This window comes from Citrobacter sp. LST-B2 (genome assembly GCF_057983045.1).
The window spans coordinates 3,327,112-3,339,557 of sequence record NZ_CP192598.1; the positions used below are offsets into that span (position 1 = coordinate 3,327,112).

The window sequence follows — 12,446 nt, forward strand, 5'->3', positions numbered from 1 at the left end:
ATCACCAGCGCTCTTTCAGCAGGTTCGGCTGAATACCACCAATCGCGTGGGTATTGCTGAACGACTGCTTAATGCCAGCTTCGAATTCTTCGCGGAAATATTTAATGGCGCTCTGTAGCGGCTCAACCGCGCCCGGTGCGTGTGCACAGAAGGTTTTACCCGGGCCGAGGAAACGACACAGTTGCTCAAGTGTCTCGATATCCCCAGGCTGGCCTTCGCCACGCTCCAGCGCACGCAGAATTTTGACGCTCCACGGCAGGCCGTCACGACATGGCGTACACCATCCGCAGGATTCACGAGCAAAGAACTCTTCCAGGTTACGCACCAGCGGCACCATACCTATCTCATGGTCAACCGCCATTGCCAGTGCGGTACCCAGACGGCTGCCTGCTTTACCAATGCTCTCAAATTCCATTGGCAGATCGAGGTGCGCTTCGGTCAGGAAGTCAGTTCCCGCGCCGCCAGGCTGCCAGGCTTTGAACTTCAGTCCATCGCGCATGCCGCCCGCGTAATCTTCGAGGATCTCACGTGCAGTGGTACCGAACGGCAGTTCCCACAGTCCCGGATTCTTCACGCGACCCGAGAAGCCCATCAGCTTGGTGCCAGCATCTTTGCTCTTCGAAATGTTCTGGTACCACTCCACGCCGTTGGCGAGGATCGCCGGAACGTTACACAGCGTTTCCACGTTGTTGACGCAGGTCGGTTTACCCCATGCGCCGGAGGTCGCCGGGAACGGCGGCTTCGAACGCGGGTTAGCGCGACGGCCTTCAAGGGAGTTGATCAGCGCCGTTTCTTCACCGCAGATGTAGCGCCCTGCCCCGGTGTGAACAAACAGTTCGAAATCAAAACCGGTGCCCATAATGTTTTTGCCGAGCAGACCGGCTTCGGTCGCTTCCGCAATCGCACGGCGCAGATGCACGGCGGCTTCAATGTATTCACCGCGCAGGAAGATGTAACCCCGGTACGCTTTTAGCGCAAACGCGGAGATCAGCATGCCTTCCACCAGCAGATGCGGCAGCTGTTCCATCAGCAAACGGTCTTTATAGGTGCCCGGCTCCATTTCATCCGCGTTACACAGCAGGTAGCGGATGTTCATGGATTCGTCTTTTGGCATCAGGCTCCACTTCAGACCGGTGGAAAAGCCTGCGCCGCCGCGCCCTTTCAGGCCAGCGTCTTTGACCTGATTGACGATTTCGTCCGGGGACAGACCAGTCAGCGCCTTACGCGCACCTTCGTAGCCGTTCTTGCTACGGTATTCGTCCAGCCACACGGGCTGTTTATCATCACGCAGACGCCAGGTCAGCGGATGCGTTTCGGGAGTACGGATAATGTCTTTCATTTATACCGCTCCAGCAGTTCAGGAATGCCTTCCGGGGTCAGGTGAGCGTGAGTATCCTCATCGATCATCATGTTCGGCCCTTTGTCGCAGTTCCCAAGGCAACAGGTCGGCAGCAGCGTAAAGCGACCGTCGAAGGTCGTCTGCCCCGGCTTGATGTTGAGCTTTTTCTCCAGCGCAGCCTGAATCCCCTGGTAACCGTTGATATGGCACACCACGCTGTCGCAATAGCGGATCACGTGGCGACCCACCGGCTGGCGGAAGATCTGACTGTAAAACGTCGCAACACCTTCGACATCGCTTGCCGGGATCCCCAGCACATCGGCGATCGCGTGGATCGCACCGTCCGGCACCCAGCCACGCTGCTTCTGAACGATTTTCAGCGCTTCAATGGACGCCGCACGCGGGTCTTCGTAGTGGTGCTTCTCGTGCTCAATGGCTTCACGCTCTGCCGCACTCAGCTCAAAAGCCTCGGTTTGTGGTTGTTGATTCTCGTGCATAATTAGCGGTCCACATCTGACATAACAAAATCGATACTACCCAGATGGACGATCAGGTCGGACACCAGGCTGCCACGTACTGCCACCGGGATCTGCTGCAAATGCGCGTAGCTCGGGGTACGAATACGGGTACGATAACTCATGGTGCTGCCATCGCTGGTCAGGTAGTAACTGTTGATACCCTTGGTCGCTTCCACCATCTGGAAGGACTCATTCGCCGGCATAACCGGGCCCCACGACACTTGCAGGAAGTGGGTGATCAGGGTTTCGATATGTTGCAGCGTGCGCTCTTTCGGCGGCGGCGTCGTCAACGGGTGATCCGCTTTGAACGGGCCTTCCGGCATGTTGTTGAGGCACTGCTCAAGGATGCGCAGACTCTGGCGCAGCTCTTCCACTTTCAGCATCACGCGGGTGTAGCAGTCGGAAACCCCGCCGCCAACCGGCACTTCAAAGTCAAAGTTTTCGTAGCCAGAGTAAGGGCGTGCTTTACGCACGTCGAAATCAATACCGGTCGCACGCAGCGCCGCACCGGTGCAGCCCCAGTCCAGCGCTTCTTTCTTACCGTAAGCGGCAACGCCCTGCGAACGCCCTTTCAGAATGGTGTTTTGCAGTGCGGCTTTCTCGTAAGACGCCAGACGCTTCGGCATCCAGTCGAGGAATTCACGCAGCAGTTTGTCCCAGCCGCGCGGCAGGTCATGCGCCACGCCGCCAATACGGAACCAGGCCGGGTGCATACGGTAGCCGGTGACCGCTTCTACGATGTCGTAGATTTTCTGACGGTCGGTAAAGGCAAAGAAGACCGGCGTCATGGCGCCGACGTCCTGGATAAACGTCGAGATATACAGCAGATGGCTGTTAATGCGGAACAGCTCGGAGAGCATCACGCGGATAACGTTAACGCGATCCGGTACGGTAATGCCCGCCAGTTTTTCCACTGCCAGCACGTACGGCATCTCGTTGACGCAGCCGCCGAGGTATTCGATACGGTCGGTATACGGAATGTAGCTATGCCAGGACTGACGTTCGCCCATCTTTTCAGCACCACGGTGGTGGTAACCGATGTCAGGCACACAGTCGACAATCTCTTCGCCATCAAGCTGAAGAACAATACGGAATGCACCGTGTGAAGACGGGTGGTTCGGGCCGAGGTTGAGGAACATAAAGTCCTCGTTTTCGGTACCACGCTGCATGCCCCAGTCTTCCGGTTTGAAGGTCAGCGCTTCCATTTCCAGATCCTGCTTCGCTTTGGTCAGCTCAAACGGATCGAATTCGGTAGCACGCGCCGGGTAGTCTTTACGCAGCGGATGGCCTTTCCAGGTTGGCGGCATCAACAGACGCGTCAGGTGCGGGTGTCCGTCAAATTCAATACCAAACATGTCCCAGGTTTCACGCTCATACCAGTTAGCGTTCGGGAACAGTTTGGTGAAGGTCGGTACACGCAGGTCGTTTTCAGACAAGGCCACCTTGAGCATGATATCGCGATTGCGTTCAATGGAAATCAGGTGGTAGAAAACGGAAAAATCCGCGGCGGGTAACCCTTCGCGGTGTGTGCGCAGACGTTCGTCCATGCCGTGTAAGTCAAACAGCATGACGTAAGGTTTCGGCAATCTCTTTAAGAAATCGCCCACTTCCAGTAATTGTTCACGCTTGACCCAAACAACGGGTACCCCGGTGCGAGTCGCCTGAACGGTAAAGGCATCCGGCCCAAAACGGTTGCGCAGTTCGCCGATGACCGGGTCATCAAGGTGATCCCGGGTCTGCCATGCGGCTTCTTGCGCGGTTAAGTCGGTCATATTGTTCACCATTGCAAATGGTCCGTGGTGACTGTCGACAGAGCTTCGCGCGATTTATGTAGTGATAGGCGAAGTAAAATGCTGCTGCCGACAGGCGCAAATTAAATCTCGTCTGGTGTACGCAGATTCGTTACTGCAATGCGTTCGCCGCGTTTACGCTCGCGCTCTGACTGCATGTTGGCGCGATAAACGCCCTGATCGCCAACCACCCAGGAGAGCGGACGACGTTCTTTGCCAATGGAATCCTGCAACAGCATTAACGCCTGCATGTACGCTTCCGGACGCGGCGGGCAACCCGGGATGTAAACATCCACAGGGATAAACTTATCAACGCCCTGCACGACCGAATAAATATCGTACATACCGCCGGAGTTGGCACATGCGCCCATGGAAATGACCCATTTCGGCTCCAGCATCTGATCGTAAAGACGCTGAATGACCGGCGCCATTTTGGTAAAGCAGGTCCCCGCTACCACCATCAAGTCAGCCTGACGTGGTGAAGCACGCAGGACTTCCGCGCCAAAGCGCGCCACGTCATGCACGGCGGTGAACGAGGTCACCATCTCTACGTAGCAGCAGGAAAGGCCGAAGTTATAAGGCCAGATTGAGTTTTTGCGACCCCAGTTAACCATGTCATGGAGTTTGCCCATGAACACGTTCTTGTTAACTTCCTGTTCCAGGGGGTCGGTTACGATCTCCTGTTTTTGCAGGGGGTAACGGTCGTTCTCACCGTTAGGATCTATGCGGGTGAGCGTATAATCCATCTTAATGCCTCGCGGTTAGCGTTGACGATTAGCGATACTGTTCGTTTCCGGGTTCATACGCTCGCGGCGTGAACGCGCGGGCGTCCAGTCCAGCGCGCCAATACGCACCAGATAAACCAGACCTGCCAGTAACACAAAAATAAAAATTGCAGCTTCGACAAAGCCTACCCAACCGCTTTCGCGGATAGAGGTCGACCATGCGAACAGATACAGCGCTTCAACGTCGAAGATAACGAAGAACATGGCTACCAGATAAAACTTGGCAGACAGGCGTAAGCGGGCGGTGCCGACCGAGTCGATACCTGATTCAAACGGGGTGTTTTTTGACCTCGCGCGTGCGCGACCGCCTAAAAACCAACCGCCGATAAGCATCAGGCAGCACAGGCCAATGGCAACAATAAGAAAGATAGCGAATGCCCAGTGATGAGCGATGACTTCAGTGGATGTTGACATACTCATTGCTTACTCATCAAAAGTAGCGCCAAATTCTCTGCTCTTTTCGGCAGATGAACGCCACATCGATTCATGGGGAGGAATAAAAAAAACCTTACAATCGCTGCAGAAAATGTTTTAGACAGCCAATTGATGGGGTTTTTTACTCCTTTCTATAACCTTTTGTCAACTTTAACAAAAGTTTCCTCACATTAATTTACATGACAACAACACCCTTAACATTTAATGCGCTTTAGCACCGTGTCGATCGATTCACAGGCTAAATGGGGGTGTTGTTGAATCGTGTCCGTTGTGAAGTAAGTAGAAAAAAACGCGCCTATTTTGACAGGAATTGATCCAAAAGCCTTCCCCTAAAAGGGAGTATTTTCTTGATCTGTGACACGCTTTTGTTAATCCACCTCAAAAAACAGCAACAATTTCTCTCGTTTTTTAACATGAGAGGGTTGACCTGCGAATTTCGCTTCTTTTTTACGCATTTTTTAATCGCAACGTCTACTCGCTGATTTATGAGGATTTTTACCTTTTTCCTCCTGCCCGTTAAGGATATTAGTACAAAAAAAGAACCACTGGATGTTTTTTAATCTCCAGTGGCTCTTTTTTACACTTGCCCTTTTTAATGCTTTTTTTGTGACCCGTTACTCATAGTCTCCCTGGACCAGCACGGAATCATCTCCCCCTTCAGGGGTAATCGGGCTGTACTGCCACGGATTCTGCCAGGTATCCATCGCCTGATAGATAACCTGCGCCAGATCGTTCTTCGAGGCCGGGTCACGGCACAGCAGGTATTCGGTGTCCGGCAACGGCGGTAATCCGTCAACTGCCCCCAGCACGCGTAGATCCGGACTCATCATTTCTACCGGACGCGCCGTCACGCCAAGACCAGCTTTCACCGCCGCGCGCACGGCCGGCAATGTCGACGCCACATAGGCCAGTCGCCAGGGGATGTTCGCCGCATTCAGGGTGGCAAGGACCACATCACGGAACGGACTGGGATCATCCAACAATACTAGCGGAACCGGTTCGCCCTTTTGCAGCACATACTCTGCGGCACAATACCAGTGTGTCGTCGAGGTACGCAGCGTCAGGCTCTCAAACGGTCCGGGACGGTTAGTGGTGACGATCAGATCCACCTCTTGCGATTTCAGCATATCGAGCATGAAGGCATTTCGCTTCACTCTGACATCCAGCGCAAGCTTCGGATAAACCGAGCTAATGCGATTCAGGAGGAAAGGCAGTATCGTATCGGCGGATTCATCCGAAGCCCCGATAGTTAATACTCCCTGAAGATTGCTGAACATCAATGATGAGCAGGCCTCATCATTGAAACGTAGGATTTTTCTGGCGTAACCCAAAAGCTGAATGCCGTGTTCAGTCAACAGTTTGTTACGACCGTGACGAGCGAAGAGTTCTTTTCTCACGAGCTGTTCGAGGCGCTGCATCTGTTGGCTCACCGCAGACTGAGTACGACACACCGCTGCAGCTGCTGCTGCAAATGTGTTCAGATCGGCAACAGCAACAAATGTTCTCAGCAGATCGAGGTCGAGGTTAATTATCGGACGATTTGCATTTATCATAATTTTTCACTTACTGGCGGCTCATACTGAGCTTGTTAATGCTGTGCATACAAAATCAAGCAATTCCGTTTGTAATGCGCTTCCTTAGCAGAGTCACCCGCTGACAGCAGGTGAAAGTAAATAGGTATATCATGTGACTGGCGAAATGCTACCCTCTTTCTTACGTAATAATACCTTACGCGAACTCTCAGGTTATTTCGTTAAGAACGGGCTGACCTATTAAAGCCTATGTAGATTTCTGCCATTTTCTGGATGTAAAAAGTGTAAATGTAAAGAATGGAACCGGGCATACATCAACGAGAAATAAGCATACATGGCAGTAAGTTAGCCACAAAAACCCATTCGGGATATTAACAAATCATGCGGCCACATGTCATTTCATCATGCGTATCTTAACCTAAAACCTTTTTATTTATAAGCATTAATGCGAATAATCTGATGCAAAGTTTTGTTATGTTTCTCAAATCAACTCGCTATTATTCGCGCCTTGCGTAAAGCCTTTTTAATTATTAAATAATAATTAATGAGATTCCAGGTCATTCATAAATCCTGCTTAACATTAGATTTACACCGCCAGGGTTCCCGTACATCCCGATAACTCGGGCAGTGATTAATCTTTCAGTATTTACGAATTATTAAATGACGTCAGAATTCTCCCCGAAATTTCACGGGCGCTGAACCTTTTTGTAAGCAAGAGAATCGGCCACCCGCGAACGTAAAAATCGCAATATCATGCTATAAAAATCGGAATAACCTATTTTTATCTCTATATATTACGTAAAAATCAGTTAATGACAGCACAATAGCACGTCACCATTCAGCAAAATCTTCTTCTGCAAAGCCTTCAAAACGCCCCGCTGGGGGAGTACATTGTTCCAAACTGACTTCCACGGCAGGAAGTGGTGATAACAGCATAAAGGTCAAGGTTCATGTCCCCCATTGAGAAATCCAGCAAATTAGATAACGTCTGTTATGACATCCGCGGTCCTGTTCTGAAGGAAGCGAAACGCCTTGAAGAAGAAGGCAATAAGGTTCTGAAACTGAACATTGGTAACCCCGCCCCTTTTGGCTTTGACGCCCCCGATGAAATTCTGGTGGATGTCATCCGTAATCTGCCTACTGCACAAGGTTATTCCGATTCCAAAGGCCTCTATTCCGCGCGTAAAGCCATCATGCAGCACTATCAGGCGCGTGGCATGCGTGACGTCACCGTCGAAGATATCTACATCGGTAATGGCGTTTCAGAGCTGATCGTGCAGGCGATGCAGGCATTACTGAACAGTGGGGACGAAATGCTGGTGCCCGCGCCGGATTATCCGCTGTGGACGGCGGCGGTCGCGCTTTCCGGCGGCAATGCGGTGCATTATCTGTGCGATGAATCATCCGACTGGTTCCCGGACCTTGATGACATCCGCGCCAAAATCACGCCGCGTACCCGTGGGATCGTCATCATTAACCCGAACAACCCGACCGGCGCGGTTTATTCCAAAGAGCTGTTGATGGAGATCGTCGAGATCGCGCGGCAGAATGATCTCATTATTTTTGCCGATGAGATCTACGATAAGATCCTGTATGACGACGCCGAGCACCATTCCATCGCCGCGATGGCACCGGATCTACTGACCGTGACCTTTAACGGCCTGTCCAAAACCTATCGCGTGGCCGGTTTCCGTCAGGGCTGGATGGTTCTCAACGGGCCGAAGAAGCATGCGAAAGGTTATATCGAAGGGCTGGAAATGCTGGCATCGATGCGTCTTTGCGCCAACGTGCCGGCACAGCATGCCATTCAGACGGCGCTGGGCGGTTACCAGAGTATCAGTGAATTCATCATGCCCGGCGGTCGTCTGTATGAGCAGCGCAATCGCGCCTGGGAATTGATCAACGATATTCCGGGCGTCTCCTGCGTGAAGCCGCGCGGTGCGCTGTATATGTTCCCGAAAATTGACGCGAAGCGCTTCAATATTCATGACGACCAGAAAATGGTGCTCGATTTTCTGTTACAGGAAAAAGTCCTGCTGGTTCAGGGGACGGCATTTAACTGGCCGTGGCCGGATCACGTGCGCATCGTCACCCTGCCCCGCATCGACGACATAGAGATGTCGCTGAGCAAATTTGCACGTTTCTTGTCGGGATATCACCAGCTTTAATCCAAAATGCGTTGCAGGACAAAACACCCTGGGTGTTTTGTCCTGCAACGTGAAGTATGACGAGCATTTGCATCCGGCGGCCTTCTCTGCGCACAATGACCTCCAGGTTGTCATCATGAAAAGGTCACTATGAAGCAGAGCCATTTTTTTGCCCACCTCTCCCGCCTCAAACTCATTAACCGCTGGCCTTTAATGCGCAATGTGCGCACAGAAAACGTCTCTGAGCACAGTCTCCAGGTCGCAATGGTGGCCCACGCGCTGGCGGCGATCAAAAACCGTAAGTTTGCCGGTCAGGTTAATGCCGAACGCATTGCGCTGTTGGCGATGTATCACGATGCGTCAGAAGTGCTGACCGGGGATCTGCCCACGCCGGTAAAATATTTCAATTCGCAAATCGCCCAGGAATATAAGGCTATTGAGAAAATCGCTCAGCAGAAACTGGTCGATATGGTGCCCGATGAGCTGCGGGATATTTTTGCCCCGCTGATTGATGAGCATGCATATAGCGAAGAAGAAAAGTCGATTGTGAAACAGGCCGATGCGCTGTGTGCGTATCTGAAGTGTCTGGAAGAGTTGTCGGCAGGGAATAATGAATTCCTGCTGGCAAAGACGCGACTGGAAAAAACGCTGGAGTCACGCCGCAGCCCAGAGATGGATTACTTTATGGAAGTCTTCGTCCCCAGTTTTCACCTGTCTCTCGATGAAATTAGCCAGGACTCTCCGCTGTAACGGTTTGCCGGATGCACGTATGCACCATCCGGCAATGCGATACAACATTAAAACGGAAACAACATCGGGATCATCACCACGCATACCGCCATAACGATAATGGTGAACGGTACGCCCAACTTAATAAAATCGCTAAAGCTGTAATTCCCTGGTCCTAACACCAGCGTGTTGACCGGTGATGAAACCGGCGTCATAAAGGCCGCCGAGGCCGCCATCGCGATCACCATCGCAAAGGGATAGGGAGAAACGCCCATCGACTTCGCCGCCGCCAACGCAATCGGCGCCATTAATACCGCCGTCGCGGTATTCGAGATAAACAGACCAATGGTCGCGCACAGCGCAAACAGACAGCCCAGCATCATGTACGGGCCATAACCGCCGCCCACGTCCATCAATCCTTTCACGACCAGATCCACACCACCGGTTTTTTGCAGCGCCAGCGCAAAAGGCATCATGCCGACGATCAAAATGATACTGGGCCAGTGAATGGCTTTGTAGGCGCTTTCGGCATCAATACAGCGAAATTTTCCCATCAACAGACAGGCAATAATCGCCGCGATGGGATTAGGAATTTCGTCAGTCAGCATCAGCGCGACCATCAGCACCAGACAGAAAATCGCGTGCGGGGCCTGGCTGTGCGCCGGGGAAGCCTCGCTTACCTCTTCTGGCAGGTTCAGCGCGACAAAATCTCTCCCCTGCTTTGCCAGCATCCCGATCAGTTTCCAGTTACCGACGACCAGGATAATATCGCCCATCAGCAGCGGCTCATCGGCAAGCGAACCTTCGATCGCCACGCCGTCACGTTTCAGGCCAACCACATTCAGCCCATAGCGGGTACGAAAACCGATTTCCCGCACCGACTTGCCAATCAACTCCGATTCCGGGATCAGCGAGATTTCCGCCATTCCCACATCCAGCGCCTGGTCAGAGAAATACTCCCCACGCAGCACCATTGGCTCCAGCAATTGCTCGCTACAAAATTCACGGAGATCGACATCGGCGGCGGACATATCAATCAGTAACACGTCACGGGCGCGAAACTCCGATACCCCATTCACGTTTACGATCACCCGCCGAAAACGCCGCCAGCGTTCGACGCCGATCACGTTGGCGCCATAGCGCTCACGCAGTTTAAGATCGTCGAGGCGCTGACCGATCATCGGTGACCCCGGACGAATCGCCAGTCGACGCGCGCGCCCTGTCAGGCGATATTCTTTGATCAGATCGCGAAAGGTGCGACGTTTCCAGCTATCTCGCTGCTGTTGTGGATTGTCGCCTTTGAGCATAAAGCGCATCAGCAGCATATAGATAATGCCCAGCACCAGCACGACGAGGCCGATAGGCGTGACGCTGAAGAAGCTGAAACCGGCATAGCCTTCGCGCAACAATTCACTGTTAACGACCAGGTTGGGCGGGGTGGCCACCAGCGTCATCATGCCGCTGATAAGCCCGGCGAAACTGAGCGGCATCATCAGGCGCGACGGCGACGTTTGCATACGCATCGAGACGCTGAGTACCACGGGAATAAAGATAGCAACGACGCCGGTTGAACTCATAAACGCGCCCAGCCCGGCAACGGTCAGCATCAGCAGGACCAGCATTTTGATTTCGCTACTGCCCGCCATTTTCACCAGCCAGGTGCCCATGACGGTCGCCACGCCGGTGCGTACCAGCCCGTCGCCGATGATAAACAGCGCGGCAATCAACACCACATTAGGGTCGCTGAATCCTGAAAAGGCCTCAGTAAGGGTCAGTGTGCCACTGAGAACAAAGGCTACGATGACAAACAGAGCTACCGCGTCCATACGCACTCTGCCCGTCGCAAACAAAATCACAGCAATCGCCAACAGCGAGAGAACCCAGATCAATTCACCGTTCACAACCTATCCTTGTCAGATGAGAAGATGGAATGATTCTGCCATAAAAAAGCCCCGACAAGCCGGGGCTAAATCATGATCAGGTATTTCTTAATACAACCACATCACCATTCGGTTGTTTGGTCACCGAAAGCTGCTCCAGGCTGGTCAGGGTGAAATCGACCTCATCCAGACGCGGCGTATCCGCCGGGGCATTTACTGCGATAACATGGCAGCCTGCGGCGAGTCCCGAGAGCACGCCCGCAGGGGCATCCTCCACCACCGCACATTCGTGCGGCGCTAAACCAAGCAGTTGCGCGCCGAGCAGATAAGCATCCGGCTCCGGCTTACCACGTTTGACCCGCTCAGCGGTCACGAAAACCTCCGGGGCTGGCAGGTTGGCCACCTGATGACGTGCGCGCGCAACCGGCATCGACCCTGATGTTACAATCGCCCACGGGATCCCGGCCTTGTTCAGATGGTTAAGCAGCGCAACCGCACCAGGCAGCGCGGTGATGCCCGCCGTTTCTGTCGCTTCTATTTGCTCCAGACGCGTAAACTCCGCAGCGATTTCCGCCTCAGGTTTGCCCACCATGAAATGGCGCAAAGAGGTAATCGCCTGCTTGCCATGAACAAAACTCAACACTTCGTCATGCGTCAGCCCAAAACGATCGGCCCAGTTACACCATGCACGTTCCACAGCAGGTAACGAGTCAACCAGCGTTCCATCCAGGTCAAACAGAAAGCCCTTGCATTGCACGTTCACCTCCTCAGGCATTGATGATTTGGTTGATTTCGTTGGCGCTCAAATGATACTGACGCGGGCAGGCATGCCACGCGCTTAACATCCGCTGGTATTTTTCCCACATTGGGGTCTGCGCGTTGAAACCGTGCGTGCCGGCATCAAAATGGGTGTAACGTCCTTCCACATTCACCATAAAGCGAACATAACCGAGATAGCGCGCTTCCGTTGCGGCATCAAAGCCCAGGAAGGTTACCCGACGTTCATCAATACTTTGCGCATCTTTCAGGTTGGCCCAGGAGACATGCAGAGCGTGATACATCTCCATGATGTCGATAACCGTACGACAGGTTTCCTCTTTCAGCTCGCCAAATTCCCGATCCAGTTCGCGCATTTGCAAACCGTAACCGCGTTCAATGATCGTCTGCAGACGACGATAACGCTCGGCGTTAGTCGGATCGAGCATAGTCATCATTTTGTATTGATTAGACAAAATAAGACGTTGAGCGTTGGTCATTTCCATTTGGGACTCCTGTATCACTCTACAACGGT

11 protein-coding genes are annotated in these 12,446 nt (G+C 52.9%); 2 read left to right on the top strand and 9 right to left on the bottom strand.

Annotated elements, in window-relative coordinates:
* Position 1: 1 nt before the first annotated feature.
* The 6 genes from nuoF to lrhA all read right to left on the bottom strand — a co-directional run bounded on the left by nuoF (position 2) and on the right by lrhA (position 6,420).
* Positions 2 to 1,339, bottom strand: a complete 1,338-nt coding sequence (nuoF, locus tag ACQ0PY_RS16080; RefSeq protein WP_042317808.1) for an NADH-quinone oxidoreductase subunit NuoF — start codon at positions 1,337 to 1,339, stop codon at positions 2 to 4.
* Complete coding sequence (gene nuoE, locus ACQ0PY_RS16085; protein WP_042317807.1) at positions 1,336 to 1,836, bottom strand: NADH-quinone oxidoreductase subunit NuoE; 501 nt, start codon at positions 1,834 to 1,836, stop codon at positions 1,336 to 1,338. Before nuoE ends, nuoF begins: the two co-directional genes overlap by 4 nt.
* 2 nt (positions 1,837 to 1,838) lie before the next feature.
* Positions 1,839 to 3,641, bottom strand: coding sequence for an NADH-quinone oxidoreductase subunit C/D (nuoC, locus tag ACQ0PY_RS16090; RefSeq protein WP_080343264.1), 1,803 nt, complete (start codon positions 3,639 to 3,641; stop codon positions 1,839 to 1,841).
* Positions 3,642 to 3,730: 89 nt separating this feature from the next.
* Positions 3,731 to 4,393 (bottom strand): NADH-quinone oxidoreductase subunit NuoB, encoded by a 663-nt coding sequence (gene nuoB / locus ACQ0PY_RS16095; RefSeq protein WP_003028075.1) that lies wholly within the window; start codon positions 4,391 to 4,393, stop codon positions 3,731 to 3,733.
* 15 nt (positions 4,394 to 4,408) lie between these two features.
* Positions 4,409 to 4,852 (bottom strand): NADH-quinone oxidoreductase subunit NuoA, encoded by a 444-nt coding sequence (gene nuoA, locus ACQ0PY_RS16100; protein ID WP_042317806.1) that lies wholly within the window; start codon positions 4,850 to 4,852, stop codon positions 4,409 to 4,411.
* 629 nt (positions 4,853 to 5,481) lie between these two features.
* The gene (gene lrhA / locus ACQ0PY_RS16105) at positions 5,482 to 6,420 is read right to left on the bottom strand and encodes a transcriptional regulator LrhA (protein WP_150546942.1); all 939 of its coding nucleotides are present in this window, start codon (positions 6,418 to 6,420) and stop codon (positions 5,482 to 5,484) included.
* Between the two features lie 929 nt (positions 6,421 to 7,349).
* Here lrhA and alaA point away from each other — a divergent pair.
* Together alaA and yfbR are read left to right on the top strand one after the other, a co-directional pair.
* Positions 7,350 to 8,567, top strand: coding sequence for an alanine transaminase AlaA (gene alaA / locus ACQ0PY_RS16110; RefSeq protein WP_043000016.1), 1,218 nt, complete (start codon positions 7,350 to 7,352; stop codon positions 8,565 to 8,567).
* A gap of 129 nt (positions 8,568 to 8,696) precedes the next feature.
* Entirely contained in the window at positions 8,697 to 9,296 is a 600-nt protein-coding gene (yfbR, locus tag ACQ0PY_RS16115; protein WP_042317802.1) for a 5'-deoxynucleotidase, read from the top strand.
* A gap of 47 nt (positions 9,297 to 9,343) precedes the next feature.
* Here yfbR and ACQ0PY_RS16120 read toward each other — a convergent pair whose 3' ends face one another.
* The 3 genes from ACQ0PY_RS16120 to ACQ0PY_RS16130 form a co-directional block, all read right to left on the bottom strand.
* The gene (locus ACQ0PY_RS16120; RefSeq protein ID WP_043000014.1) at positions 9,344 to 11,176 is read right to left on the bottom strand and encodes an SLC13 family permease; all 1,833 of its coding nucleotides are present in this window, start codon (positions 11,174 to 11,176) and stop codon (positions 9,344 to 9,346) included.
* A 76-nt stretch (positions 11,177 to 11,252) separates the two neighbouring features.
* Positions 11,253 to 11,930 (bottom strand): sugar phosphatase, encoded by a 678-nt coding sequence (locus tag ACQ0PY_RS16125; RefSeq protein WP_044326791.1) that lies wholly within the window; start codon positions 11,928 to 11,930, stop codon positions 11,253 to 11,255.
* The gene (locus ACQ0PY_RS16130) at positions 11,923 to 12,417 is read right to left on the bottom strand and encodes a YfbU family protein (RefSeq protein ID WP_042290698.1); all 495 of its coding nucleotides are present in this window, start codon (positions 12,415 to 12,417) and stop codon (positions 11,923 to 11,925) included. The genes ACQ0PY_RS16125 and ACQ0PY_RS16130 overlap by 8 nt, the downstream gene beginning before the upstream one ends.
* Between the last annotated feature and the right edge of the window lie 29 nt (positions 12,418 to 12,446).

What these genes read in the sequence shown, in the direction of transcription:
- nuoF (WP_042317808.1), bottom strand. Translation starts at nt 1,339, where the DNA reads ATGAAAGACATTATCCGTACTCCCGAAACGCATCCGCTGACCTGGCGT.
- nuoE (WP_042317807.1), bottom strand. Translation starts at nt 1,836, where the DNA reads ATGCACGAGAATCAACAACCACAAACCGAGGCTTTTGAGCTGAGTGCG.
- nuoC (WP_080343264.1), bottom strand. Translation starts at nt 3,641, where the DNA reads ATGGTGAACAATATGACCGACTTAACCGCGCAAGAAGCCGCATGGCAG.
- nuoB (WP_003028075.1), bottom strand. Translation starts at nt 4,393, where the DNA reads ATGGATTATACGCTCACCCGCATAGATCCTAACGGTGAGAACGACCGT.
- nuoA (WP_042317806.1), bottom strand. Translation starts at nt 4,852, where the DNA reads ATGAGTATGTCAACATCCACTGAAGTCATCGCTCATCACTGGGCATTC.
- lrhA (WP_150546942.1), bottom strand. Translation starts at nt 6,420, where the DNA reads ATGATAAATGCAAATCGTCCGATAATTAACCTCGACCTCGATCTGCTG.
- alaA (WP_043000016.1), top strand. Translation starts at nt 7,350, where the DNA reads ATGTCCCCCATTGAGAAATCCAGCAAATTAGATAACGTCTGTTATGAC.
- yfbR (WP_042317802.1), top strand. Translation starts at nt 8,697, where the DNA reads ATGAAGCAGAGCCATTTTTTTGCCCACCTCTCCCGCCTCAAACTCATT.
- ACQ0PY_RS16125 (WP_044326791.1), bottom strand. Translation starts at nt 11,930, where the DNA reads ATGCCTGAGGAGGTGAACGTGCAATGCAAGGGCTTTCTGTTTGACCTG.
- ACQ0PY_RS16130 (WP_042290698.1), bottom strand. Translation starts at nt 12,417, where the DNA reads ATGGAAATGACCAACGCTCAACGTCTTATTTTGTCTAATCAATACAAA.